The organism is Halopseudomonas sp. 4NH20-0008 (assembly GCF_057548395.1).
In genome coordinates this window covers 20,782-47,343 of record NZ_BAAJMD010000006.1, presented here as the reverse complement: position 1 = coordinate 47,343, position 26,562 = coordinate 20,782, and the positions used below count along the sequence as shown (strand labels likewise).

Here is a 26,562-nt window from a genome sequence, read left to right as displayed (position 1 = left end):
ATTAAGATTAATCAGTTGAAAGCAGACTTCGTGCCATAATTTTAAAAACGATTAAAATCATGTGGTTGGTGATTGTATTGCAGTTTCATGTAGCAAAAGCGGCAGAAGTTTGCCGCCTTTGCAGGGCCGTCTGGATTGTCAGTGTCAGAAAAGCGTCTTACTGAGCATCCAGCGCCTGGCCATTGGTGCTTATGCTGTCAGGGCCAAGCAAGTAGAGAAAAGCCGGCATGATGTCGGCAGGCACCGGGTTGGTTTCCGGCGGCTCCCCCGGGTAAGCCGCGGCACGCATGGCGGTGCGGGTGGCACCGGGATTCAGGCTGTTGACGCGAATCGCGCTGGTACCGTCCTGTTCGTCTGCCAGCACCTGCATCAGGCCCTCAACGGCAAACTTGCTGACCGCATAGGGCCCCCAGTAGGCACGGCCCTTGCGCCCGACACTGGAGGACAGCAGCACCACCGAGGCGTCAGTGGCGGCGCGCAGCAGTGGCATCATTGCCTTGGTCAGCAGGAAGGGCGCGTTGACGTTGACCTGCATGACCTGCAGCCAGCTTTCCGCCTTGACCTGATCAAGCAGGGTCCGCGGACCCAGCACGGCAGCGTTGTGGACCAGGCCGTCAAGTTTGCCAAAGGTCTCGAACAATTGCTCGGCGAGGTCGTTGTAATCCTTCTCCAGAGCCGTTTCCAGGTTCAGCGGACAGAGTGCCGGTTGCGGGTAGCCGGCGGCTTCGATCTCATCATAAACCGCTTCCAGTTTGCCGGGGGTCTTGCCGATCAGCACCACAGTGGCACCGTGGGCTGCGCAGCTGAGCGCACAGGCACGGCCAATGCCATCACCGGCGCCGGTAATCAGAATGACCCGGTCCTTGAGCAGATCCTGGGGGGCGTTGTAATCAAACATCGAGGCTCTCCTGATCCAATCCTTGCTGCAGCCAGGGGCGCAGCTCGGTGGCATGGTTGACGAGGTGGCTGGCGTGCCAGCTCGCCGGATTTTCACTGGTTGGAATATAGCCATACAGCGCGGCTATGGTCGGCATGCCGGCGGCGATACCCGCTTGAATGTCACGCAGATGATCACCGATGAATACCGATGACTGCGGCTTCACGCCCATGGCCGCGCAGGCCTTGAGCAAAGGTTCGGGGTGCGGCTTGCTGAAGCTGACCTGATCGGGACAGATCAGGCTTTGGCAGCGCTGGCCGTAGCCCATGGCATCCATCAGCGGGATGCTGAAGCGACTCAGCTTGTTGGTCACCACGCCCCAGGGCAAGCCTCTCTCATCCAGCCAGTCGAGCAGCGGTTCGATGCCGTCAAAGGGGCGGGTATGCACAGCCAGGTCGCGTTCGTAGCGTTGCAGGAAGTCGTCACGCAGCGCCGCCATCAAGGGGGCATCCGCGCTGATGTCGAAGGCGGCGCAGAGCATGCCAACGGAACCGTTCGAGACCTGGGCCCGGACCACATCCGCCGGGACCGGTGGCAGACCGCGTTCGGCGGCCATGCGCAGAATGATGCTGAGAAAGTCCTCAACGGTGTCCAGCAGGGTGCCGTCCAGATCGAACAGCACGCTGGTGATGGGCTGCTTACTCACTGCGGTGGGTGTGGATCATGTAGTTGACGTCGACGTTCTGTTCCAGCCTGTAGACCTTGGTCAGCGGGTTGTAGGTCAGACCGATGATGTCCTGCAGATCCAGTCCGGCCTCGCGCGACCAGGCACCGAGCTCGGCCGGCTTGATGAATTTGGCAAATTCGTGGGTACCGCGTGGCAGCAGACGCAGAACGTACTCGGCACCGACAATGGCAAACAGGAAGGATTTGGGGTTGCGATTGATGGTCGAGAAAAATACCTCGCCGCCGGGCTTCACCAGGGCCGCGCAGGCGCGAATCACCGACGAGGGATCCGGTACATGCTCGAGCATTTCCAGGCAGGTGACCACGTCATAGTGTCCGGGTTGCTCTTCGGCCAGTTGCTCGGCCGTGGTCTGCCGGTAATCGACCTCGACGCCGGATTCCAGTTGGTGCAGTCGCGCTACGGCCAGCGGCGCTTCGCCCATGTCGATACCGGTCACGCTGGCGCCGCGCAGGGCCATGGCCTCAGCCAGAATGCCGCCGCCGCAGCCGACATCGAGTACGGTCTTGCCGGCCAGACCGACCCTTTCGTCAATCCAGTTGGTGCGCAAGGGATTGATCTGATGCAGTGGCTTGAACTCACTGTTGCGGTCCCACCAGCGACTGGCCAGGGCCTCGAATTTGGCGATTTCCGCGTGGTCGACATTAAGCGTCATGGCTATCTCCCTGTTTGATCTGTTGTGCCCAGTGCGCCACGCCCTGCAGCAATTGGTCCTGTGCTGGCAGAAGCAGGCGGCCGTCACGCACCTTGGCGCGTCCGGCGACCCAGACATCCGATACCTGGCTGGCGTTGCAGGTGTAGAGCAGTTGTGACACCGGGTGGTATACCGGTTGACTGGCCAGACCGCCAAGATTGATGGCAGCCAGGTCGGCGAATTTGCCCGGCTCCAGCGAGCCGGTTTGCTCGCCCAGTCCCAGCGCCATGGCGCCGCCCAGGGTGGCCATATGCAAGGCACGATGGGCATCCACAGCGGTCGGCTGGCCAGACAGACTCTTGGCCAGCAGGGCGGCAGTGCGCATCTCGCCAAACATGTCCAGATCGTTGTTGCTGGCCGCGCCATCCGTACCGAGGGCGACATTGATATCAGCTTCAAGCAGGCGCTGCACCGGGCAATTGCCGCTGGCCAGCTTCATGTTCGATTCCGGGCAATGGACAATCTGTACGGCAAAGTCGTGCAGCAATTGCAGGTCGGCATCATCAACCTGGGTCATATGCACGGCCTGCAGGCGCGGACTCAGCAGGCCAAGACGGCGCAGACGCTCGAGCGGGCGCATGCCGGTCGCCTGCACGGCCTGTTCGACCTCGAAGGCGGTCTCATGGATATGCATGTGTACCGGCAACTCCAGCTCATCAGCCAGGGTTCGGACCCGGATCAGCGTCTCATCGCCAACGGTATAGGGCGCATGGGGGCCAAAGGCGACGCTGATCAGGCCACTGTGCTTCATTTCATCGTGCAGGCGCAGGCCCTTGGAGATCGCCTCGGCGCTGTCGCGGGCGCCGGGAATCGGGTTGTCGATGACTGGAAAGGCCAGTTGCGCTCGCATGCCAGCATCCAGTGCCACCCTGGCGGCGATATCCGGGAAAAAGTACATGTCGGCAAAACAGGTGGTGCCACCGCGCAGCATTTCGGCGACCGCCAATTGGGTGCCGACCCGGACGAAGTCCTCGCTGACCCACTTGCCCTCGGCCGGCCAGATATGCTGGTTCAGCCAGGTCATCAGCGGCAGATCGTCTGCCAGACCGCGGAACAGGCTCATGGCCGCATGGCCATGGGCGTTGACCAGCCCGGGGATCAGCACATGATCAGGTAATACGCGGCGTTCCAGTGCCTGCAGTTCATTGGCGCGGGCATCCGGGAGAATCGCCAGAATGCGGCCCTGATGCACGGCCAGGCTGTGGCCCTCAAGGACACTGCCGGCTGGGACGACGGGCACAATCCAGCGCGCCGAGATGATCAGGTCAAGGGTGTCTGGTAAGGGGCTCATGGGCAGCTCTGATTGTTTCATGGGCGGCAGTATAACGTCTGCCTGCGGCCTGTGCAGGTGCATTTCATTACCGCGTTCGTCAGGCTGGCGGCTGCACAGGTATACTCTTCCTTTTTTTGGAATCGAGCATGCCTTCGAGTCGTCCTACCGAAACAATTGATGCTGTCCGCGCTCTGGCCTGGCAGGACGGCGTGCTGCGCCTGCTGGATCAGCGTCAACTGCCGGGCACACAGGCCTATCTGGAGTGCACCGATGGGGCAACAGTAGCGCAGGCCATTCGCGATATGGTGGTACGTGGCGCGCCGGCCATTGGTATTGCTGCGGCCTACGGTATTGCCCTGAGTGCCGCACAGATTGCCGACAGCAAGGATTGGATTGCGGCACTGGAAGCAGACTTTCAGCGTCTGGAGAGTGCCCGGCCAACGGCGGTCAACCTGTCCTGGGCCCTGCGCATGATGCGCGAGCGCCTGCAACGGCTGGGGCCTGATCAGGATGTGCCGGCGCGCTTGCTGGAGGCCGCCAAAGGCATTCACGAGAGTGACATTGAGGCCAATCTGACCATGGGTCGGCTGGGCATGGAGCTGATTCGCAAACACCAGAAGCAGAAACAGAACCTGATGACCCACTGTAATGCTGGCGCCCTGGCTACCGGTGGCTACGGTACTGCGCTCGGGGTGATTCGCGCGGCCCATGCCGCCGGGCTGGTTGATCAGGTGTTTATTGATGAAACCCGGCCCTGGTTGCAGGGCTCACGGCTGACCGCCTGGGAATTGCAGCAGGACAACATCGCCGCGCGCATCAGCGTCGACTCGGCGGCCGGACACCTGATGAAGACCGAGCAGATCACCTGGGTGATAGTCGGCGCTGACCGTATTGCCGCCAACGGTGACGTGGTCAACAAGATCGGCACCTATGGACTGTCGATTCTGGCCATGCACCATGGCCTGCGTTTTATGGTGGTGGCGCCCAGCTCAACTATTGATATGGCACTGGAAAACGGCGATGAGGTCGAAATCGAGGAGCGCCCGGCCAGTGAGTTGCTGACCCTGGGGGCGCAGTCACTGGATACCGGTGTGCCGGTGTTCAATCCGGTGTTTGATGTAACCCCGGCTGATCTGATCGACGTGATCGTTACCGAAAAGGGCATTGTCGAGCGCCCGGACGCGCGCAAAATGGCGGATTTGATGAGCTCACGCCACCTGCATTGAGTGCCTCGGTCACACCCTGTCTGTTTTTACCCTTTATATGGCCCGCTGAGGTGTCTTTCGGCTCCCTCAGCGGCCGCCGCTGTGGTATCCTACCGGGCTTTGAGCAGGGCCCCTGTATCAGGGTTGGCTGAAAGCGTCATAACGCCTCATGCTGGCTCGCAGAGCCCCTGAATGCGCAGATAATTTGCAATGGGCATCATCAGGTTGCCGACAATAAAAGGAATGCCGTTTCATGGGTGAACTGGCCAAAGAAATCCTTCCAGTCAATATCGAAGACGAACTGAAACAGTCCTACCTGGATTACGCCATGAGCGTGATCGTCGGGCGGGCATTGCCGGACGTGCGTGACGGCCTCAAGCCGGTTCACCGCCGCGTGCTGTTCGCCATGAGCGAACTGGGTAACGACTGGAATAAGCCGTACAAGAAATCGGCCCGTGTGGTCGGTGACGTGATCGGTAAATATCACCCGCACGGTGATTCGGCGGTATACGACACCATCGTTCGTATGGCGCAGCCGTTCTCCCTGCGCTACCTGCTGGTCGATGGCCAAGGCAACTTCGGTTCGGTCGACGGCGACAACGCCGCCGCCATGCGTTACACCGAAATCCGCATGACCAAGCTGGCCCATGAGTTGCTGGCCGACCTGGACAAGGAAACCGTTGACTGGGTGCCCAACTATGACGGCACCGAGCAGATTCCGGCGGTGCTACCGACCAAGGTGCCCAACCTGCTGATCAACGGCTCCAGCGGTATTGCCGTGGGCATGGCGACCAATATTCCGCCGCACAATCTGACCGAAGTGATCAACGCCTGTCTGGCGCTGATCGCTAATCCGGACATGAGCATTGCCGAACTGATGGAACATATCCCCGGTCCGGACTTCCCGACCGCCGGTATCATCAATGGCCGTGCTGGCATCGTTGAAGCCTACAACACCGGTCGCGGCCGCATTTATGTGCGGGCCCGCTGCGAAATTCAGGATATCGACAAGGTCGGTGGCCGCCAGCAGATCATCATTCATGAACTCCCTTATCAGTTGAATAAAGCGCGTCTGATCGAAAAGATCGCCGAGCTGGTCAAGGAGAAGAAGATCGAGGGCATTACCGAGCTGCGTGACGAGTCCGACAAGGACGGCATGCGCGTGGTCATCGAGTTGCGCCGCGGTGAAGTGGCCGAGGTGGTGCTCAACAACCTGTATATCCAGACCCAGATGCAGAGTGTGTTCGGCATCAATATCGTCGGTCTGCTGGACGGCCAACCACGCATCCTGAACCTCAAGGAACTGCTCGACGCCTTTATCCGTCACCGCCGTGAGGTAGTGACCCGACGTACTGTTTTCGAACTGCGCAAGGCCCGCGAACGCGGTCACATCCTTGAAGGTCAGGCTGTCGCCCTGTCGAACATCGACCCGGTGATCGCCATGATCAAGGCCTCGCCGACACCGGCTGAAGCCAAGGAGCGTCTGATCGCTGCTGGCTGGGAGCCGGGTGCGGTAGTCGATATGGTCGAGCGCGCCGGTGCCGATTCCTGCCGTCCGGACGGACTGGATGAGCAATTTGGTCTGCGCGACGGCAAGTATTACCTGTCACCGGAACAGGCCCAGGCCATTCTTGAGCTGCGCTTGCACCGCCTGACCGGTCTTGAGCACGAGAAGCTGTTGGCCGAATATCAGGAAATCCTCCTGCAGATCGGCGAGCTGCTGCGCATCCTCAACAGTCAGGAACGCCTGATGGAAGTGATCGTTGAGGAGCTGGAGAAGATCAAGGCCGATTTTGGTGACGCGCGGCGTACTGAAATTGTTGCTTCACGCATGGATCTGACCATTGGTGATCTGATTACCGAAGAAGAGCGCGTGGTGACCATCTCCCACGGCGGTTATGCCAAGAGCCAACCCTTGACCGATTACCAGGCCCAGCGCCGTGGCGGTCGTGGCAAGTCGGCCACCGGCGTCAAGGATGAGGATTACGTTGAACATCTGTTGGTCGCCAACAGCCATGCCACCCTGTTGCTGTTCTCGAGCAAGGGCAAGGTTTACTGGCTGAAGACCTATGAAATTCCGGAAGCCTCGCGCACGGCGCGGGGTCGGCCGATGGTCAACCTGTTGCCGCTGGAGGAGGGTGAACGCATCACCGCCATGCTGCAGATCGACCTCGAGGCGCTGCAACAGAGTGCCGGTGCCGACGAGGAACTGGATGAAGACAGTCCGGTGATCGAAGGCGAGCTGCTGGAACCCGACGTCGACAGCGAATCCGAGGAAGAATCGGACGATGATCAGGACGAACCGACCGGCGCCTATATCTTCATGGCTACCGCGCGCGGCACGGTCAAGAAGACCCCGCTGGTGCAGTTCAGTCGGCCCCGCAGCAACGGTCTGATTGCCCTGCGTCTGGATGAAGGCGATACCCTGATTGCGGCCGCCATCACCGATGGTGCGCGTGACATCATGCTGTTCTCCGATGGCGGCAAGGTGATTCGCTTCAAGGAACGCCATGTGCGCACCATGGGCCGTACTGCCCGGGGTGTTCGCGGCATGCGTCTGGCTGAAGGTCAGCGTCTGATTTCCATGCTGATCCCGGAGCCTGAGGTGCAGATTCTGACCGCCTCGGCGCGGGGTTACGGCAAGCGCACCCAACTTGAGGAATTCCCGCGTCGTGGACGTGGCGGTCAGGGCGTGATTGCCATGGTCAGCAACGAACGTAACGGCGGACTGGTGGGTGCCGTGCAGGTGGTTGATGGTGACGAGATCATGCTGATTTCCGATCAGGGCACACTGGTGCGTACCCGCGTCAGTGAGGTCTCGCGTCTGTCACGCAATACCCAGGGCGTTACCCTGATCAAGCTGGCCACCGACGAGAAACTGGTCGGTCTGGAGCGGGTGCTTGAGCCGGAAGATGATGGTCTGGAAGAGACGCTGGATGCCGTCGATGACGAGCAGGTGTCGCTGGATGAAACCGTCGTTGACGATCAGGCGTCAGCGACAGACGAGCAGGAGTAACCCGTACTGTGAGCAAGCGTTTGTTCAACTTCTGTGCCGGCCCGGCTGCGCTGCCGGAGGCCGTGCTGCAACAGGCCCAGGCCGAACTGCTGGACTGGCAGGGCAAGGGTCTGTCGGTGATGGAAATGAGTCATCGCAGTGACGAGTTTGTCAGTGTCGCAGAGACAGCCGAGCAGGACCTGCGCGACCTGCTGAGCATCCCTGATAATTACAAGGTGCTGTTCCTGCAGGGCGGCGCCAGTCAGCAGTTTGCCCAGATTCCACTGAACTTTCTGACTGAAGACGGCGTGGCCGACTATATCGATACCGGTATATGGTCGGTCAAGGCGATTGAAGAGGCCGAGCGTTATGGTCGTATCAATGTCGCTGCAAGCGCCAAGGGTTACGATTATTTTGCTATTCCCGGTCAGAATGACTGGCGCCTGAGCAATGACGCGGCCTATGTACACTATACCCCGAATGAAACCATCGGTGGCCTGGAGTTTGGCTGGATTCCCGAGGTCGGTGATGTACCGCTGATTGCCGACATGTCCTCGACCATTCTCTCGCGTCCGCTGGATGTCTCGCGTTTTGGCATGATCTACGCCGGCGCGCAGAAAAATATTGGCCCCAGCGGGCTGGTGGTGGTCATCGTGCGTGAAGATCTGCTCGGTCAGGCCCGCAGCCTCTGTCCAACCATGCTGGATTACAGCGTCGCGGCAAAGAATGCGTCGATGTACAACACTCCGCCGACCTTCGGCTGGTATCTGGCGGGTCTGATCTTCAAATGGTTGAAGCAGCAGGGCGGTCTCGAGGCCATGCAGCGGATCAACGATGCCAAACAGCGTACGCTGTACGGCGCAATTGATCGCAGTGAGCTGTATAGCAACCCGATCAATACCTCGGACCGCTCTTGGATGAATGTGCCGTTCAGGCTGGCCGATGATCGGCTGGACAAGTCGTTCCTGGCCGGTGCTGAAGAGCGCGGCCTGCTGAATCTCAAGGGTCACCGCTCGGTCGGTGGCATGCGTGCGTCGATTTACAACGCCGTCAGCCAGCAAGCGGTTGATGCGCTGGTGGCCTACATGGCTGAGTTTGAACAAAAGCAGGGTTGATGATCATGTCCGATGAAGACCAGCTCAAGGCACTGCGTAACCGCATTGACGCGATCGACGAGAAGGTTCTCGAACTGATCAGCGAACGTGCCAAATGTGCTCAGACAGTGGCGCAGGTCAAGCAGAAAGCCCTGCCCGAAGGCGCCAAGCCGGTATTTTACCGCCCCGAGCGTGAAGCCTGGGTGCTCAAGCACATCATGGAGCTGAACAAGGGGCCTCTCGATAATGAGGAGATGGCCCGGTTGTTCCGCGAGATCATGTCCGCTTGTCTGGCCCTTGAACAACCGCTGAAAGTCGCCTATCTGGGGCCGGAAGGCACCTTTACCCAGGCGGCGGCGCTCAAGCACTTCGGTCATTCGGTGATCAGCGTGCCGATGGCCGCGATTGACGAAATCTTCCGTGAGGTCGCCGCTGGCGCAGTCCAGTTTGGTGTGGTGCCGGTGGAAAACTCCACCGAAGGCGCCATAAACCACACCCTGGACAGCTTCCTTGAGCACGATATGGTGATCTGCGGTGAAGTCGAATTGCGCATTCACCATCATTTGCTGGTCGGCGACAACACCAAGACCGACAAGATCTCCCGGGTCTATTCCCACGCCCAGTCACTGGCCCAGTGCCGCAAGTGGCTGGACGCGCACTATCCGAATGTCGAGCGCGTGGCGGTGGCCAGTAATGCCGAGGCCGCCAAGCGGGTCAAGGGTGAGTGGAATTCCGCGGCGATTGCCGGTGATATGGCCTGTGAACTGTATGGCCTGACACGCATTGCTGAAAAAATCGAAGACCGCCCGGATAATTCCACGCGCTTTCTGATCATCGGTAGCCAGACCGTGCCACCGACCGGTGACGACAAGACCTCGATCATTGTTTCGATGCGCAATAAGCCGGGTGCGCTGCATCACCTGCTGCAGCCGTTCCACAACAACGGCATCGACCTGACACGCATCGAAACACGGCCCTCGCGCAGTGGCAAATGGACCTATGTATTCTTTATAGACTTCTTCGGCCACCAGCAGGATCCGCTGATCAAGGACGCGCTGGAGAAGATCAACGATGAATCCGTGGCCCTCAAGGTGCTGGGTTCGTATCCGAAGGCCGTACTCTGAATCGTCAGCCACAAGCTTCAAGCGACAAGCTGCAAGCAACTGCAGTCTCCCGTGGCTTGAAGCTTGCAGCTTATAGCTTGAGGCTTGTTTATGACCTGTGATTTCCTCAGCCTGGCTCAGCCGGGTGTGCAAAAGCTGTCTCCCTACGTGCCCGGCAAGCCGGTCGAGGAGTTGGCGCGTGAGTTTGGTTTGCGGCCGCAGGATATCGTCAAACTGGCCAGTAACGAGAATCCTCTGGGGCCCAGCCCGCGCGCCATTGAGACGATCAAGGCGGCTCTGCCGGAGATGACGCGCTATCCCGACGGCAACGGCTTTGCGCTGAAAAGCGCGCTGTCAGAGCGCCTCGGCGTCAGCCCGGCGATGATTACCCTGGGTAACGGATCCAACGACATTCTCGAGCTGATCACCCGCGCCTTTGTCGGGCCGCAGCATGAGGTGGTGTTCAGCCAGCACGCCTTTGCCGTCTACCCGATTGTCACCCAGGCCGTGGGCGCCCGTGCCGTGGTAGTGCCGGCCCGTGACTGGGGGCATGATCTTGAGGCCATGGCGGCCGCGATCACACCGGCTACCCGGCTGGTGTTCATTGCCAACCCGAATAACCCGACCGGCACCTGGATTGACGCGGCGGCCCTTGAGGCTTTCCTCGCCCGGGTTCCCGAGCAGGTCATCGTTGTGCTGGATGAGGCCTATACCGAGTATGTGGAAAACGGTGAAGTGCCCAACGGCATGGACTATCTGGCGCGTTACCCCAATCTGCTGGTCTCACGTACCTTCTCCAAGGCCTACGGTCTGGCGGCGCTGCGTGTCGGTTACGCGGTCTGTCAGCCGGCCATTGCCGATGCCATGAACCGCGTACGCCAACCCTTCAACGTCAACAGCCTGGCTCTGGCGGCGGCGGTTGCGACCCTGGCCGATGCCGATTATCTGGCCGCCAGCTGCAAGGTCAACCGCGAAGGCATGGCCCAGCTTGAGGCGGGCTTTGCGGTCCTGGGTCTGAACTGGATTCCCTCGCGGGGCAACTTTATTGCCGTGGATCTGGGCCGTGATGCGTCTGGCATTTATCAGGCGCTGCTGCGTCAGGGCGTGATCGTGCGCCCGGTCGGCAACTATGAAATGCCCAATCACCTGCGGGTGTCCATTGGCCTGGCCCAGGAAAACCAGCGCTTCCTTGACGTGCTGGGACAGGTTCTGGCCCGTGAGTAATGTCAGCAGCCTGTCATCTTCCTCTGTCAAGATCGGCCGCCTGACGGTTGTCGGGCTGGGTCTGATCGGCGGCTCCTTTGCCAAGGGGCTGCGTGAGGCGGGCGTCTGCGGCGAGGTGGTGGGCTGTGATGCTGACCCGATAGCACGGCGTCTGGCCTTGCCTTTGGGCGTGGCTGATCGGGTTACCGCTGACCTGGCCGAGGCCGTGCAGGGCGCGGATGTGATCATGCTTGCGGTGCCGGTACTGGCCATGGAGCGGGTGCTGGCTGAGCTGGCGCAGCTGGATCTTGGCGATGCCGTGCTGACCGATGTCGGCAGCACCAAGGATGCCGTGGTCAAGGCGGTCGACAAGGCCTTTGGTGGTGTTCCGGCGCGCTTTGTCCCCGGTCATCCGATTGCCGGTTCGGAAAAGAGCGGTGTCGAGGCCGCCAAGGCGGGTCTGTTCAATCATCACAAGGTGATCCTCACACCACTTGAGAACACCAGTGAAGAGGCGTTACAGCTGGTCAGCAGCCTGTGGCAACAGCTGGGAGCGGATGTCGAGCATATGCCGTTGGCCGACCACGACGAAGTGCTTGCGGCCACCAGCCATCTGCCCCATCTGCTGGCCTTTTCGCTGGTCGATACGCTGGCGGCGCGCAGCCAGAATCTGGATATTTTCCGCTATGCCGCTGGCGGATTTCGTGATTTTACCCGGATTGCTGCCAGCGATCCGGTGATGTGGCGGGATGTCTTTATCGCCAACAGGGAAGCCGTCCTGCGTAGTCTGGACGCCTTTACCCGGGATTTATCAGGCTTGCGCCAGGCCATTGAGGCCGGAGATGCCAACACCTTGCTCGGGGTCTTTACCCGGGCCAAGTCGGCGCGCGAGCATTTCAGTACAATTTTGGCCCGCAGGGCGTATATGGAACCTATGCAGAATCAGATCAGCAACTTTATTGCCAGTCCCGGTGCCCAGGTACAGGGTCGTATCCGTGTTCCCGGAGACAAGTCGATCTCCCACCGCTCGATCATGCTCGGCTCGCTGGCCGAGGGCGTGACCCAGATTGAGGGCTTTCTTGAGGGTGAGGACAGTCTGGCTACGCTGCAGGCGTTCCGCGACATGGGCGTGGTGATAGAGGGGCCGCACCATGGCCGCGTGACCATCAATGGCGTCGGTCTGCATGGTCTCAAGGCGCCTCCGGGGCCGCTCTATGTGGGTAACTCCGGCACCTCCATGCGTCTGCTGGCGGGGTTGTTGTCCGGTCAGAGCTTTGACAGCGTGATGATGGGCGATGCCTCGCTGTCCAAGCGCCCCATGGGTCGGGTGGCCAAGCCGCTGAGGGAAATGGGCGCCCAGATCGAGACTGGTGACGATGGTCGTCCGCCGCTGCATATCAAGGGTGGCAGTCCGCTGACCGGTATGGACTATGTCATGCCCATGGCCAGTGCCCAGGTCAAATCCTGCCTCTTGCTGGCCGGGCTCTATGCGGCCGGCAGTACCTCGGTGGTCGAGCCGGCACCGACCCGTGATCATACCGAACGCATGCTCAAGGGCTTTGGCTATCCGGTCAGGGTCGAGGGCGCCAAGGTCACCATCGAGCCCGGCCACAAGCTCAGCGCCTGCAAGATTGACGTGCCGGCGGATATCTCCTCGGCGGCTTTCTTTATGGTTGCTGCCAGCATTGCCGAGGGTTCAGATCTGACTCTTGAGCATGTCGGCATCAACCCGACCCGGGTCGGTGTGATCAATATTCTGCGCGCCATGGGCGGCGATATCACCCTGGAAAACCAGCGTGAGGTCGGCGGTGAGCCGGTCGCGGACATCCGCATCCGCTCAGCCAGGCTCAAGGGCATCGATATCCCGGTTGACCAGGTGCCGCTGGCGATTGACGAATTCCCGGTACTCTTTATTGCCGCCGCCTGTGCCGAAGGTCGTACCATTCTGCGTGGCGCCGAGGAACTGCGGGTCAAGGAGTCCGATCGTATCCAGGTCATGGCCGATGGTCTGCAGACACTGGGTATCAAGGCCGAGCCGACCCACGATGGCATCATCATCGAGGGTGGCCAATTGCAGAGTGGTCAGGTTGACAGCCACGGTGACCACCGTATTGCCATGTCTTTCAGCGTCGCCTCGTTGCGCGCCAGCGGCGATATCCGCATCACCGATTGCGCCAATGTGGCGACATCATTCCCGGGCTTTGTCGAGCTGGCCAGTTCGGTCGGCATTCAGGTCCGGTTGGAGGAAACGGCGTGACGGAACACTCGATACCAGTCATTACCCTGGATGGCCCAGGCGGTTCCGGCAAGGGCACCATTGCCGGCTTGCTGGCCAATAGTCTGGGTTGGAATCTGCTCGATTCCGGCGCCCTGTATCGGCTGTTGGCCTATGCCGCGCAGAATCATGGTGTGGATCTGACCAACGAAGAGGGGCTCAAGGCCCTGGCCGCCCATCTGGATGTGCAGTTTGTGGCTGACGACGGCCATCGCGAGCAGCGCATCATACTGGAAGGCGAAGAAGTGACCCGCGCCATCCGCACTGAAACCATGGGCGCGGGCGCCTCCCAGGTGGCCGCCATTCCCGCCGTGCGTGAAGCCCTGCTGCAACGCCAGATCGCCTTCCGTGAGTCCCCGGGACTGGTGGCTGACGGTCGCGACATGGGTACGGTGGTGTTCCCCGATGCCCGTTTGAAAGTGTTTCTGACCGCCAGTCCGCAACAACGTGCGCAGCGCCGTCATAGGCAGTTGCTCGAAAAGGGTGAAACTGCTAATCTTGCGGGTCTTCTTGACGAGATTATGGCCCGCGATGAGCGTGACATGAATCGTAGCGTGGCTCCACTGCGTCCAGCAGACGATGCCATCGTCCTCGATTCCACCGATCTTTCCATAGAAGACGTACTTGAAACAGTGCTGCGTGAAGCGCAAAAACGCGACTTGCAGGGCTGATCAGGGCATCCACTGCCGGGTTAACCAGCCAGGCCGGCAGCGGTCATTTTATAATCAACCCACATTAGCTGGTGATGTGGCGGGTACGTTGGCTGCAGGGCGCGCGATACAAAGCGGCCAGGCGGTTACTGCCTAAATAACCATTTACAGGATTCCAAATGAGCGAAAGCTTTGCCGAACTTTTTGAAGAAAGTCTAGTAACCCTCGACATGCAGCCGGGTTCCATCATCACCGGTATCATCGTGGACATCGACTCCGATTGGGTCACCGTCCATGCTGGCTTGAAGTCTGAAGGTGTCATCCCGCGTGAGCAGTTCCTGAACGATCAGGGCGAGCTGACCATCAAAGTGGGTGATGAGGTTCACGTTGCACTGGAAGCCGTTGAAGACGGTTTCGGTGAAACCAAACTGTCCCGTGAGAAGGCCAAGCGCGCCGAATCCTGGAAAGTCCTCGAAGCAGCTTTCGCCGCAGAAGAAATCGTCAAGGGTGTTATCAACGGCAAGGTCAAAGGTGGCTTTACCGTCGACGTCAACACCATCCGCGCGTTCCTGCCTGGCTCCCTGGTCGATGTCCGCCCTGTGCGCGACACCACCCACCTGGAAGGCAAGGAACTGGAATTCAAGGTCATCAAGCTTGACCAGAAGCGCAACAACGTTGTCGTTTCCCGCCGTGCCGTCCTCGAAGCCGAGAACAGTGCCGAGCGTGAAGCCCTGCTGGAAACCCTGCAGGAAGGCCAGGTTGTCAAAGGTATCGTCAAGAACCTCACAGATTACGGCGCATTCGTCGATCTGGGCGGCGTAGACGGCCTGCTGCACATCACTGACATGGCGTGGAAGCGTATCAAGCATCCTTCCGAAATCGTCAATGTTGGCGACGAGATCGACGTCAAAGTGCTGAAGTTCGACCGCGAGCGCAACCGCGTTTCTCTGGGTCTGAAGCAGCTGGGCGAAGATCCATGGGTCGCTATCACTGGTCGCTACCCAGAAGGTACCCGTGTTACCGCCAAGGTCACCAACCTCACCGATTACGGCTGCTTTGCCGAGCTGGAAGAGGGCGTTGAAGGTCTGGTACACGTATCCGAAATGGATTGGACCAACAAGAACATCCATCCTTCCAAAGTTGTCCAGGTGGGCGACGATGTAGAAGTCATGGTTCTGGATATCGACGAAGACCGTCGTCGTATCTCCCTGGGCATCAAGCAGTGCAAGATGAACCCATGGGAAGAGTTCTCCAGCAAGTTCAACAAGGGCGACAAGATCTCCGGCTCCATCAAGTCGATCACCGATTTCGGTATCTTCATTGGTCTGGACGGCGGCATCGATGGTCTGGTTCACCTGTCCGACATTTCCTGGAACGAAGTGGGCGAAGAAGCCGTACGTCGTTTCAAGAAGGGCGACGAGATCGAAACTGTCATCCTGTCTGTTGACCCGGAGCGCGAGCGCATCTCCCTGGGCGTCAAGCAGCTGGAAGACGATCCGTTCTCCAACTTCGCTTCGCTGAACGAGAAAGGCACCATCATCAACGGTATCGTCAAGGAAGTTGACGCCAAGGGCGCTGTAATAACCCTGGCCGATGAAATCGAAGGCACATTGAAAGCCTCCGAAATCAGCCGTGATCGTGTTGAAGATGCGCGCAACGTGTTGAATGTTGGCGACGAAGTCGAAGCCAAGATCATCAGCATCGACCGCAAGAGCCGCGTCATCAGCCTGTCCATCAAGGCCAAGGACGTTGAAGACGAGAAAGAAGCCATCCAGGGTCTGCGTCAGCAGGAAATGGCCGCTTCCGGTCCGACCACCATCGGTGATCTGATCAAGGCGCAAATGGAGAACAAGGGCAACTAAGCCTTTGTGATCCACAAGAAAAAGGGCGACTTCGGTCGCCCTTTTTTGTGCCCGCTGCTTGGCGCCATGCTGCAAGCCTAAAGCGACAAGCTATAAAGCCGAATCCTTGAGCCGTTCAATTCGGTAGATGTTGTGGATGCAAAGGTATGCCTGTTTATAAAATCTTTGGGGAAGGAGTTCTATGTTGACTGCAGGTACTGCTTGTCACTTGCAGCTTACTGCTTGCCGCTAAAGCCCAAGCGTGGTAAAACCGATGAAAACGGATCTAGCCGATTGAATAAAAAGGAAAAACCATGACCAAGTCGGAGTTGATCGAGCGTATCGTCGAGCAACAGGGGCAGTTGTCGGCAAAGGATGTTGAGTTGGCTATCAAAACCATGCTGGAGCATATGTCCCAGGCGCTGGCGACGGGTGAACGCATCGAGATTCGCGGTTTCGGCAGTTTTTCACTGCATTACCGGGCGCCGCGGGTTGGTCGTAACCCCAAGACCGGCGACTCGGTCGAGCTTGATGGCAAGTATGTCCCGCACTTCAAGCCCGGCAAGGAATTACGCGACCGTGTGAACGAATCCCTGCAAATAGCCTGAAGCGGTATCTGCTACCGCGGCGGCTGGGCTATACTGCGAGCACACGAATGGATCGGAGTGTTGTGGTATGCAATGGCTTAAACGCGCGGTGCTCATCGTACTTCTATTGCTGGTAGCCCTCGCCACATTGGATTTCATGCTGGAAAACCAGCAAAGTGTGCAACTGCAGTTTCTAGAGCAGCAATCGCCAGCCCTCCCATTATCCCTCTATGTTGTCATTGCCTTTATCCTGGGCAGTCTGTTGGGCGTGTTTATCGGCTGGCTGATTACCACGCGACTGCGTCTGAAACTCATGGTGCAAAGCAATGAGTTGAACAGATACCGCAAGGAAATCGACAAGCTGCGAACGCAAGCCATCAAGGACTGATTGCCATGCAGGAACTGATGTTCCTAGGCCTTTTTGTCGTTGCGCTGGCTATCGGCTGGTATTTGGGTCGGCGTGAGGCAATCAAGGTCGGGTTCATGCTCAAGCCCCATGGCAGTGCGCTGGATCGCCAGTACTTCATCGGCCTTAACTACCTGCTGAACGAACAGCCGGATGAGGCGATCGAAACCTTTATTCGTGCCCTTGAAGTCAATCCTGAAACCGTTGAAACGCATATTGCGATTGGCAAGCTGTTCTGCCAGCGCGGTGACGTTGAGCGGGCCATCAAGGTGCATCAGAATTTATTGGCACGCCCCAATCTGAGCCGTGAACAGGCTGATCATGTGCAGCTTGAGCTGGCCAGGGATTACCTGGCGGTGGGGATGGATCATCGCGCTGAGCGTTTGCTCGAAGAGCTGGTGGAGGTGCGCTCGCCGCTGCGAGAAGAGGCACTGGTCGAGTTGGTCAAGGTCTATGAGCGCGAACACGACTGGAAGCGGGCCATCCAGGTGGGTATCAAGCTGCTTCGCGAACGCGCCGCCTTTTCTGTCACATTGGCCCATTATTATTGCGAAAGCGCTCAGCTGCCGCTGAAGAACAATGAATTGCCGCAGGCTCGCAGCCTGTTGAAGCAGGCGCTGGAGATAGACGCTCAGTGCATTCGCGCCCTGTTGATGCTGGCCGAGCTGGAGATAGACCAGGGACAGGCACGGGATGGCGCTCGCTGGCTGCAACGATTGGCTGATACGGATAGCGACTTTGTGCCTCAGGCCTTGCCGCTGATGCGTCGCTGCGCTGATAATGCAGCCCTGAATATGCCGGTCTTTCTTGATCAGGTGATTGCTGCCAGTGCACACTCGCCGATGCCGGTGATTCTGGCCAAGGCAGACGAAATGCGTGCTTCTTCGAGTCTCAGCGAGATCAGTCGGTTTGTACTCGGGCATATTCAGCAGCGGCCATCCCTACGCGGATTGCTTTATTTGATTGACCTGCATAGTGACCATGTTGATGCCAGAGGGCGAGACAATCTCCTGATCCTGCGGTCTATTGTCGAGGCGCTGATCACGGGAAAGCCGGCTTTTCGCTGCTCCGCTTGCGGTTTTTCAGCCAAGCGCCTGCATTGGCAATGCCCCACTTGCCATGGTTGGTCGACCATCAGACCCCTCAAGGGGAGTGAGACTGCCTGAGACAGTCATCCCGCTCGCTTTAACTACAGGAATACTGCATGCCTTGTACTAGCCCCGTAATTGTTGCCCTGGACTTTGCTGATGTTGCGTTGGCCACTCGCCTGGCTGATCAGTTGGATCCCCAGCGCTGCCGCCTCAAGGTCGGGAAAGAGTTGTTTACCAGTGCCGGTCCGGCCGTTGTCGAACAATTGCAAAAGCGCGGCTTCGAGATCTTTCTCGACCTCAAATTCCATGACATTCCCAATACCACCGCCAGTGCCGTGCATGCCGCTGCTGAGCTGGGTGTATGGATGGTCAATGTGCACGCCAGTGGTGGGCGGCGCATGATGGAGGCCTGTCGTGACGTGCTGCAACGGCGCAGTGGTCAACGGCCATTGCTGACGGCCGTGACCGTGTTGACCAGCCTGGAGCAGGAAGACCTGCTGGAAGTGGGTGTGGATATCGAACCCATGGTTCAGGTGCAGCGTCTGGCGCGCCTGACACAGGAGTGCGGGCTGGATGGTGTGGTGTGTTCAGCGCGGGAAGCCAAGGCCTTGCGTGGTGCCCTGGGCGACGACTTCCTGCTGGTAACCCCGGGCATCAGACCTGTGGACAGCAGTGCCGATGACCAGAAGCGTATTGTGACGCCGGCCCAGGCCCTGGAAAACGGCAGCAGTTACCTGGTGATTGGCCGTCCCATCACCCGCGCCGGTTCGCCTACTGCGGCGCTGGACGAGATTCTGCAAAGTCTGTCTGCCTGAGCTGACAACAGACCCGCGGCTGCAGGCTGCGGGTCTGTTCAATACCCTGAGGTCAGGGGGTAATGGCGATTTTCAGCACACCGTCACGCTGATGGCTGAACAGGTCATAGGCCTCGACAATGTCGTCCAGCTTGAAGCGGTGGGTCACCATCGCAGTCAGATCTACCCGACCCGAAGCCACTACCGCCATTAACCGGCGCATGCGCTCCTTGCCGCCCGGGCACAGGGTGGTAACAATCTTGTGATCGCCGAGACCGGCGGCAATGGCATCCAGCGGCATCGACAGCTTGCCGGAGTAGACCCCAAGACTGGACAGCGTACCGCCGGGCTTGAGAACGCGCAGGCAGGACTCAAAGGTTTGCTGGGTACCCAGTGCCTCAATGGCGACATCCACACCCAGACCCTGGGTCAGCGCCATGATGCGTTCCAGTGGGTCTTCTTGCTTGAAATTGATGGTGATATCCGCGCCCAGTTGGCGGGCGATAGCCAGGCGCTCAGGCACGCCATCCACAACAATGATCCGGGTTGCGCCCATGAGTTTGGCCCCAGCCGTCGCGCACAGACCGATCGGACCCTGAGCAAAGATGGCGACCGTATCGCCAATGCGGATATGTCCGTTTTCAGCGCCGCCAAACCCGGTGCTCATGATATCAGGGCACATCAAGACCTGTTCATCACTGAGGTTGTCGGGTACCGGGGTCAGGTTGGCCTGGGCGTTGGGGATCAGCACATATTCGGCCTGACAGCCGTCGATACTGTTGCCCAACTGCCAGCCACCCATGGCCTTGCCACCACATTGGCTGGACACCCCGTCCAGGCAGGGGTGGCACTGACCGCAGGGCGTTATGGCGCCGGCAATCACACGCTGGCCTTCCTTGTAGCCGGTCACGGCATTGCCCAGCTTGGCAATCACACCCACAGGCTCATGGCCTACAATCAGGCCAGGCTTGACCGGGTATTCGCCCTTGAGGATATGCACGTCGGTGCCACAGATGGTTGTCGTGGTGACGCGAAGAACCGCGTCAGTCGGACCAGGGACCGGGATCGGACGCTGCTGGATTTCGATACGTCCCGGTTCGACAAAGACTGCTGCCTTCATAGTGTTCATGCGGGCCTCCTCGGATTAAGCAACCTTGGTTACTCTAGAGCGTCCTGCTCGAGTATAGGTTGATCCTGATCAAGGCCTTTGACATCAGTGCGATGAAGGCAGGCGGATTCAGTCAAAAATACGGTCTATTACTGCCTCAATGACGCCGGTTGTGACCGCCACCAGTACCGCATCGGTGCCGACCTGGCGCCATTCATAACCATCGATTCTCGGTAGTTGGTTATTCAGGCGTGCGTCGAACTGACGAGCGATGCCCGGGGGCAGTGGTTTGCCGCGCGCCAGGTTGCGTCGGATACCCGGTGGCAGGGGCTGAGCGGGTTGCAGGTATTGATGCTGACTGCGCAGTACACTGCGTACCATCTGCTCGTCAAAGAGTTGAGTGCTGCGCTCATCAGTGTGCCGCGGTGAGCCTGACGGGTGGCCCAGGTTGTGCGAGGACGTGCCACGATCATGCGGTGGTTGGGCCAGCAGCAACGGGCTGGCAAGCAGGCAAAGCGTACTCAGGGCCAATAGGGGCAGGCGGGGCAGGTGCATGGTAGATCTCCAGTTGAGATCACCTGATCATCCTCCACCCACTGGCATTTGTCATCGAATGAAATGCTGTGCCGTGCTGGGTCGGTTGCATTCCAGTTGCGCCAGGTCGCCACGCAGTGTCTCAAGGCGGCCGGACATGCGCTGCGTCTGGCGTGATGAGGCCATTTGCAGCACATCCGAGAGCATATCCGCCGCCAGGGCTGTATTGATCTCGGTACGCTGGCGGGACTCGTCCGTCCAGAATTGCTGGCGGTCGGTCAGCAGGCTGACGATGCGTTGATCAAAGCCCGGCTCCTGTCGGTGCGCCAGTGCGGCGGTAAACTGTTCCAGCCAGAATTGGCGGTTATCCAGCCAGACGCGGTTCTGACCGTGCATCTGATCAGACCATTGGTTTATGCGGTTGCGCTGTTCGCGACTCAGGCTGCCCAGCCAGGGCTTCAGGCGCTTTTCCAGACGCTCGCTACGCTGACTGCTTTGGGTGGCTTCATCTGGTGCAACAAAGCGGCTGCGCAGCTCTTCCTGTTGTTTAGCCAGATTGGCTTTCAGTTCCTCGACCTGCTCCTGGCTCATTTGGCTGAGCAGGGTTGCCACGGTCGGGGCTATCTGTTGCAGAACCCTGTCTATTGCGGGCTCGATCTCGGGTATCCGCTCAATCAGGTATTCAGGCTGAATGGCATCACCTGCCAGGCCTGGCTGCAGTTGTCCGATCAGCGTCTGGTAGCGTGGTAGTTCGCTGCTGCAGTGCCAGTTGCGGTGCGCGCGGATCTCTTCAATGAGCCAGCGCTTCTGCTCACGGGTCAGGCTGACGTAATCGCCGCTCTTCCAGTTCACCAGCCACTCAATATTGTCGTAGGCCAGCTTGGTTGCGCTGCAACTGCTCAGCAGGGCCAGCATTAACGTCACCGCGATAAGCCTCAATGACCTGCGCATAAGCTTTGTCCATAATTGTCAGGTTTCAGTCTAGCCGCATGTCCGTCGGCCAGTAAGGTCGAGATGTTTCATTTGTCGTCAGTCCAGCCGCTGCTCAGTGGCGCAAGTCCTTTACCCAGGCCATGCACAGCAGGCTGAAAAACAGTGCCGCCGCACCCAACCACAGGGTATCTGCCAGAGCACCATTGCGGGCCAGCCAGAATTGCGACAACCAGGGTGCCGCCAGCTGGGTCAAACCGTACAGGGCAATCAGTGCTGCCGATAATCTTGGCCCTTGCCCGGGCTGCAGGGCACGCGCCAAACGCTGAGTAAGCAATACCGCCCCAAGAAAACTGCTGCCGATCAACAGGCTGCACAGAGCGATACCTAGCGCAGGGGGGAGCAAGAGTGCAGCGAGCACCCCGCTCAGTTGCAAGGCATAGTTGAGCAACAGCACATTGCGGTCGCCAAAACGACTGCCCAGGTGGTTCCAAAGCCAGGTCGAGGGCAGGGCGGCCAGTGAGACGATCAACCAGCTGTGGCTGACCATCGCATCGTCGCTGCCCAATTGCAGACTGGCCAGCATAGGCAGAAAGGTCATGGGCAGAATGTAACCGAGGCCCGCGCCGGCATAAGCGTAAAAAAGCGGCAGACTGTGACGGTCAAACAGGGCCTGACGCGCGGGTAGGCTGTTGCTGGCATCAGAACTGCCATGGCTAATGTGCAAGGACGACAACACCTGCCAGCTCCACCAGGCCAAAGGCAGGCTCAATAGCGCAGCGGGCCACCAGCGTTGTGCCTGGCTGAGCCATGGAGCGCTGAGGCTGACCAGTGCGCTGGACAGCAGCAGGCCGGTACCTACTCCCAGATAAATCAGGCCGCTGGCGCGCACTTTGCCACGCTCTACCAGCCATTCCATGACCAACGCCGGGACCAGTACGAATACCAGTCCGTTGCTGATGCCATTGAGCAGCCTCAGCACAGCAATCAGGCTGACGTGTTCGGTCTGGCTAAGCAGCAGCAGTGTCAGGCAGTGCAGGGCAAGAGCTGCCGGTATGGCGCGTCTGAGTTTATCCAGGCTCGACCAGCGCATGGCCATCAGCGCACCCAGTAGGTAACCAAGGTAGTTCCAACTGGCCAGATTGGCTGCCTGGCTGACCAGCAATTGACCATCAGCGACCAGTAACGGCATCAGCGGGGTAAAGATGAATCGCCCCAGGCCGTGAACGACCAGCAGCAACAGAGCGCCGGCACAAATGACGCGCAAAATGGAGGGATTTGATACAGGCAAGAGGCAACTCCAGGACAGTTGCCGCATGGTAACGCGGTGATGCCAGACAGGCCAGTCAGCGTCGCGGTGAACGTTTATTCATGCGCGTACATGGTCATAAGTCCGGTGAATAAAGCTTATCCTTGCTTCTGATAGTTTCTGCAGCGCTTGCGGTTCAAGGGCTGGCACCATCCTGCGGGGCTCCGGGTGCGGATCAAGTCACCCAGTAACCTGACTTGTTAGTCAGATGTAGTTGTAAAGCTAACGTGCTCGCATAGAATCAAATCAGCCTCGTTGTTATGCCGGTCAGCCTTGACTGACCGGCATGCACGCCGGGCCGTGCAATCACAATAACAAGTCAGGCACTCAGTGGGAGTGAAGTATGAGTCAGTCCGGTGTTTTGAAGCGCTCAACCATTCTTATTCATGGCTCGGTAGGTATTCCCCTGGCCGTGATTGGTTACCCGTTAGTCGTGTATTTACCGCCGTTCTATGCTCAGGAAGTGGGCTTGAATATGGCTTTGATGGCACTGGTGCTGGTCATTGCGCGTTTTTCGGATGTGATAACCGACCCGCTGATCGGTACCCTGAGTGACCGCTGGCAGACCCGCATCGGGCGTCGCAAGCCCTGGTTGTTGATGGGCATGCCCATCATGTTGCTGGGCACGGTGATGATCTTCATGCCCCCGGATGGGATAGGAATCGGTCATTTACTGCTCTGGACCGTATTGATGTATTTGGGTTGGACCATGGTCACCTTGCCCTATGGTGCCTGGGGCGCGGAGTTGTCACCGGCCTACCACCAACGTAGTCGCGTTACGGCTGCCCGTGAGGGTTTTATTCTGCTGGGCCTGTTCATGGCCGCTCTGGCCCCGGCGATTGTGCAAAGTCTGGGTAAGCGCTACGAAGCTGGTGATACCGAGGGTGCCGTGATGCAGACGGCGATCTGGCTACTGGGCAATGATGGGCAGCTGAGCACCGGCTATGGTCCGATCCTCGCCGGTATGGCCTGGATGCTGTTGATTCTCCTGCCAATCACGGTGATTCTGGTGGTGTGCTGCGTCAAGGAAGTGCCACCCAAATCGGTTCAGCGGACTGAGTGGAAAAAGGGCTTCCGGGTCCTGAAAAACAACGGCCCGTTCAAACGCATGATGTTGATTCTGTTGATTGTGGTGACCGGTGAGTCTTTCCGCAACGCATTGTCGGTGTTCTTCATGCAGCATGTTATCCAGATTCAGGCGCATATCGGCTTGATGTATCTGGTGTATTTCGGTGTGGGTATTCTCGGCATTCCGTTCTGGCTGATTGCCGGTAAGCGAATTGGCAAGCACAAGGCGTTCTGTGTTGCCGTTGCCGTATCCAGTGCCAGCATCATTGGCATGTTCTTTCTGCAGCCCGGCCAGTTGGGCATTTTTGCTGCCATGTTTGCGCTCAAGGGCTTCTGTTTTGCCGCATTCCAGTTTCTGCCCTTGTCCATGCTCGCCGATATCGTTGATCTGGATACGGCGCGGAGCAAGGAACATCGCACCGGTCTGTTCTTTGCCATGTCCGGCATGGCGCACAAGCTGGCCATGGCCATAGGTCTGGGTCTGTCACTGGGCTTGCTGGCGCTGGTTGGTTTTGATGCCCAGGCCACCGTGCACAGCGAGTCGCAATTGATGGCCCTGCGTGTGCTGTACATCCTGGGTCCGGTTATTCTGTATATGACCGCCTTCATGATTGCCTGGAAATACCCGCTGACCGCAGAGCGTCAGGAGCGCATTCATCAATGGGTTATGCGTCGTAACGTGCGTCTGCAGCTGGAGCCGCAGCAGCCCTGATGCAGGCAAGGCCGGGCCAATGCTCTTGAACAGGGGTTGGCCTGGCCGTTTATGGCTGCCGAAAGTGTCCTGACTCCGTTATGCTGTCATCCCATAACAAGGAACTATTCAGCGATTCCCCAGGACCCGTCATCAAGGAAGTTCGGTATATGTCCCAGCAGTCCCAGTTCAGTCTTCTCGGCAAGCGTCGTTTCCTGCCGTATTTCGTTACCCAATTCCTTGGGGCCTTCAACGACAATGTCTTCAAACAGGCATTGATTCTGGCCATTCTGTATAAGTTGACCCTGGGCAGTGCGGGTGATGCCGATGGTCAAGGTCAGCGCGATCTGCTGATCAATCTCTGCGCCATGTTGTTTATCCTGCCGTTTTTTCTGTTTTCAGCGCTGGGCGGCCAGTTTGGCGAGAAGTTTGCCAAGGATGCACTGATTCGTACCATCAAACTGGGCGAGATCGTCATCATGCTGGTCGGTGCTGCCAGCCTGATGTTTGGCAGCTTGCCGCTGATGCTACTGGTGCTGTTCGGTATGGGTGTGCAGTCGGCGCTGTTTGGGCCGGTCAAATACTCGATCCTGCCCCAGCACTTGCAGGAAGAAGAGCTGGTTGGCGGCAATGGTCTGGTGGAAATGGGTACCTTTCTGGCGATTCTCGGCGGTACGCTGTATGCCGGTATTCTTATGTCAGGGGAGCATTGGGCGGCCTGGGTCGGCGCCTCGGTCGTGGTGGTTGCGGTGCTTGGCTACCTGGCCAGTCACGGTGTACCCCGGGCGGCGGCCAGCCTGCCTGAGCTGCAGCTGGACTGGAATATCTTCCGGCAATCCTGGGCCATCCTGCATCTGGGTCTGGTCCGCCAGGTGCCCTCGGTATCGCGTTCCTTGCTCGGCAACTCCTGGTTCTGGTTTCTTGGTGCAACCTATCTCACGCAGATCCCTGGTTTCACCAAGGATTACCTGCACGGCGACGAAAGTGTCGTGACCCTGGTTCTGATGGTGTTCTCGATTGGTATTGCCACCGGCTCGCTGCTCTGTGAGCGTTTGTCCGGGCGCAAGGTTGAAATCGGTCTGGTACCCTTCGGCTCCCTGGGGCTGACCATTTTTGGTTTGTTGCTCTGGTCCGTGGCGGACAGCGTCGCGCCCTCCGTGGATCAATACAGCTGGCTGACGCTGCTGGCTCAGCCCGGTGCCTGGTCGATCCTGGGTTGCATTCTGGGTATTGGGATCTTTGGCGGGTTTTATATCGTGCCGCTGTACGCCCTGATTCAAACCCGTACCCAGGAACACGAGCGGGCGCGGGTAATTGCCGCCAACAATATTCTCAATGCCTTGCTGATGGTCTGCTCGGCGTTGGTGGCAATACTCTTGCTGTCGGTCGCGGGTTTGTCGATTCCGGAGCTGTTTCTGGTCATCTCGCTGATGAATGTGGCGGTCAATACCTATATCTTCAAGATCGTCCCCGAGTTCAGCATGCGGTTTTTGATCTGGCTGCTGAGCCACTCGATGTACCGCGTTACCCATGACAATCTCGAAGCCATCCCGGACGAGGGTGGCTGCGTACTGGTGTGCAACCACGTGTCCTTTGTCGATGCTTTGCTGATTGGCGGTGCGGTACGACGGCCGGTGCGCTTCGTGATGTACTACAAGATCTACAATCTGCCGGTACTGAATTTCATTTTCCGAACCGCAGGCACCATTCCGATTGCCGCTCGGCATGAGGACGAGCAAATATACGAACGGGCCTTCGAACGCATTCGAGCGTACCTGGATAACGGTGAGGTGGTGTGCATCTTCCCGGAAGGCAAGTTGACGGCAGACGGTCAGATCAATGAATTTCGCAATGGCATAGTGCGGATTCTCGAGAGCAACGCGGTGCCGGTGATTCCCATGGCTTTGCGCGGGTTGTGGGGCAGTTTTTTCAGTCGAGCGCCGCACAAGGGGCTGTTTCGTCGAGTCTGGTCGCGGGTCTGCCTGGTTGCAGGGCAGCCGCTAGTACCTGAACAGGCCAGCCCGGAAAACTTGCAGTTGAAAGTAGGGGAGCTGCGCGGTAACGCCCCTTAGGGCCTTACCGGCATAAA

At 58.8% G+C, this 26,562-nt stretch carries 22 protein-coding genes; 14 read left to right on the top strand and 8 right to left on the bottom strand.

What is annotated here, in order from left to right; translation table 11 throughout:
- Window positions 1-157: 157 nt before the first annotated feature.
- Genes AC27HQ_RS07650 through AC27HQ_RS07635 form a run of 4 tightly spaced genes read right to left on the bottom strand, consistent with a single transcriptional unit; the run spans window position 158 to window position 3,607 of the window.
- Window positions 158-898, bottom strand: coding sequence for a YciK family oxidoreductase (locus AC27HQ_RS07650; RefSeq protein WP_487155562.1), 741 nt, complete (start codon window positions 896-898; stop codon window positions 158-160).
- Window positions 891-1,583, bottom strand: coding sequence for an HAD family hydrolase (locus tag AC27HQ_RS07645; protein WP_487155561.1), 693 nt, complete (start codon window positions 1,581-1,583; stop codon window positions 891-893). Before AC27HQ_RS07645 ends, AC27HQ_RS07650 begins: the two co-directional genes overlap by 8 nt.
- Window positions 1,576-2,277 (bottom strand): bifunctional 2-polyprenyl-6-hydroxyphenol methylase/3-demethylubiquinol 3-O-methyltransferase UbiG, encoded by a 702-nt coding sequence (gene ubiG, locus AC27HQ_RS07640; RefSeq protein ID WP_487155560.1) that lies wholly within the window; start codon window positions 2,275-2,277, stop codon window positions 1,576-1,578. Before ubiG ends, AC27HQ_RS07645 begins: the two co-directional genes overlap by 8 nt.
- The gene (locus AC27HQ_RS07635; RefSeq protein WP_487155559.1) at window positions 2,267-3,607 is read right to left on the bottom strand and encodes a TRZ/ATZ family hydrolase; all 1,341 of its coding nucleotides are present in this window, start codon (window positions 3,605-3,607) and stop codon (window positions 2,267-2,269) included. Before AC27HQ_RS07635 ends, ubiG begins: the two co-directional genes overlap by 11 nt.
- A 128-nt stretch (window positions 3,608-3,735) precedes the next feature.
- Between AC27HQ_RS07635 and mtnA the strand changes: the two genes are divergently transcribed.
- From mtnA to pyrF, 12 genes are all read left to right on the top strand, one after another.
- Window positions 3,736-4,815: an S-methyl-5-thioribose-1-phosphate isomerase gene (gene mtnA / locus AC27HQ_RS07630; RefSeq protein ID WP_487155558.1), complete on the top strand. Its 1,080-nt coding sequence runs from the start codon at window positions 3,736-3,738 to the stop codon at window positions 4,813-4,815.
- A 232-nt stretch (window positions 4,816-5,047) separates the two neighbouring features.
- Entirely contained in the window at window positions 5,048-7,810 is a 2,763-nt protein-coding gene (gene gyrA, locus AC27HQ_RS07625; protein ID WP_487155557.1) for a DNA gyrase subunit A, read from the top strand.
- Window positions 7,811-7,818: 8 nt separating this feature from the next.
- Window positions 7,819-8,904 (top strand): 3-phosphoserine/phosphohydroxythreonine transaminase, encoded by a 1,086-nt coding sequence (serC, locus tag AC27HQ_RS07620; RefSeq protein WP_487155556.1) that lies wholly within the window; start codon window positions 7,819-7,821, stop codon window positions 8,902-8,904.
- A 5-nt stretch (window positions 8,905-8,909) separates the two neighbouring features.
- The gene (gene pheA / locus AC27HQ_RS07615) at window positions 8,910-10,007 is read left to right on the top strand and encodes a prephenate dehydratase (RefSeq protein WP_487155555.1); all 1,098 of its coding nucleotides are present in this window, start codon (window positions 8,910-8,912) and stop codon (window positions 10,005-10,007) included.
- A 90-nt stretch (window positions 10,008-10,097) separates the two neighbouring features.
- Entirely contained in the window at window positions 10,098-11,210 is a 1,113-nt protein-coding gene (gene hisC / locus AC27HQ_RS07610) for a histidinol-phosphate transaminase (protein ID WP_487155554.1), read from the top strand.
- Complete coding sequence (locus AC27HQ_RS07605; RefSeq protein ID WP_487155553.1) at window positions 11,203-13,446, top strand: bifunctional prephenate dehydrogenase/3-phosphoshikimate 1-carboxyvinyltransferase; 2,244 nt, start codon at window positions 11,203-11,205, stop codon at window positions 13,444-13,446. Before hisC ends, AC27HQ_RS07605 begins: the two co-directional genes overlap by 8 nt.
- Complete coding sequence (cmk, locus tag AC27HQ_RS07600; protein WP_487155552.1) at window positions 13,443-14,135, top strand: (d)CMP kinase; 693 nt, start codon at window positions 13,443-13,445, stop codon at window positions 14,133-14,135. Before AC27HQ_RS07605 ends, cmk begins: the two co-directional genes overlap by 4 nt.
- A gap of 158 nt (window positions 14,136-14,293) precedes the next feature.
- Entirely contained in the window at window positions 14,294-15,976 is a 1,683-nt protein-coding gene (gene rpsA / locus AC27HQ_RS07595; RefSeq protein WP_487155551.1) for a 30S ribosomal protein S1, read from the top strand.
- 293 nt (window positions 15,977-16,269) lie between these two features.
- Window positions 16,270-16,563, top strand: a complete 294-nt coding sequence (gene ihfB, locus AC27HQ_RS07590; protein WP_487155550.1) for an integration host factor subunit beta — start codon at window positions 16,270-16,272, stop codon at window positions 16,561-16,563.
- A 67-nt stretch (window positions 16,564-16,630) separates the two neighbouring features.
- Window positions 16,631-16,930 (top strand): lipopolysaccharide assembly protein LapA domain-containing protein, encoded by a 300-nt coding sequence (locus tag AC27HQ_RS07585; RefSeq protein ID WP_487155549.1) that lies wholly within the window; start codon window positions 16,631-16,633, stop codon window positions 16,928-16,930.
- Between the two features lie 5 nt (window positions 16,931-16,935).
- Window positions 16,936-18,114, top strand: coding sequence for a lipopolysaccharide assembly protein LapB (lapB, locus tag AC27HQ_RS07580; RefSeq protein ID WP_487155548.1), 1,179 nt, complete (start codon window positions 16,936-16,938; stop codon window positions 18,112-18,114).
- A gap of 38 nt (window positions 18,115-18,152) precedes the next feature.
- Window positions 18,153-18,854: an orotidine-5'-phosphate decarboxylase gene (gene pyrF / locus AC27HQ_RS07575; RefSeq protein WP_487155547.1), complete on the top strand. Its 702-nt coding sequence runs from the start codon at window positions 18,153-18,155 to the stop codon at window positions 18,852-18,854.
- Between the two features lie 52 nt (window positions 18,855-18,906).
- Here the strand turns inward: pyrF and AC27HQ_RS07570 are convergent, their stop codons facing one another.
- From AC27HQ_RS07570 to AC27HQ_RS07555, 4 genes are all read right to left on the bottom strand, one after another.
- The gene (locus tag AC27HQ_RS07570; protein WP_487155546.1) at window positions 18,907-19,962 is read right to left on the bottom strand and encodes an NAD(P)-dependent alcohol dehydrogenase; all 1,056 of its coding nucleotides are present in this window, start codon (window positions 19,960-19,962) and stop codon (window positions 18,907-18,909) included.
- Between the two features lie 108 nt (window positions 19,963-20,070).
- Complete coding sequence (locus AC27HQ_RS07565; RefSeq protein WP_487155545.1) at window positions 20,071-20,496, bottom strand: anti-virulence regulator CigR family protein; 426 nt, start codon at window positions 20,494-20,496, stop codon at window positions 20,071-20,073.
- A 51-nt stretch (window positions 20,497-20,547) separates the two neighbouring features.
- Window positions 20,548-21,426: a DUF6279 family lipoprotein gene (locus AC27HQ_RS07560; protein WP_487155544.1), complete on the bottom strand. Its 879-nt coding sequence runs from the start codon at window positions 21,424-21,426 to the stop codon at window positions 20,548-20,550.
- A 94-nt stretch (window positions 21,427-21,520) separates the two neighbouring features.
- Window positions 21,521-22,696, bottom strand: coding sequence for a YbfB/YjiJ family MFS transporter (locus tag AC27HQ_RS07555; protein ID WP_487155543.1), 1,176 nt, complete (start codon window positions 22,694-22,696; stop codon window positions 21,521-21,523).
- A gap of 361 nt (window positions 22,697-23,057) precedes the next feature.
- Here AC27HQ_RS07555 and AC27HQ_RS07550 point away from each other — a divergent pair, with 361 nt between their 5' ends.
- Both AC27HQ_RS07550 and AC27HQ_RS07545 read left to right on the top strand, forming a co-directional pair.
- Entirely contained in the window at window positions 23,058-24,494 is a 1,437-nt protein-coding gene (locus AC27HQ_RS07550) for an MFS transporter (protein WP_487155542.1), read from the top strand.
- Window positions 24,495-24,643: 149 nt separating this feature from the next.
- Window positions 24,644-26,545: an MFS transporter gene (locus tag AC27HQ_RS07545; RefSeq protein WP_487155541.1), complete on the top strand. Its 1,902-nt coding sequence runs from the start codon at window positions 24,644-24,646 to the stop codon at window positions 26,543-26,545.
- Window positions 26,546-26,562 lie beyond the last annotated feature (17 nt).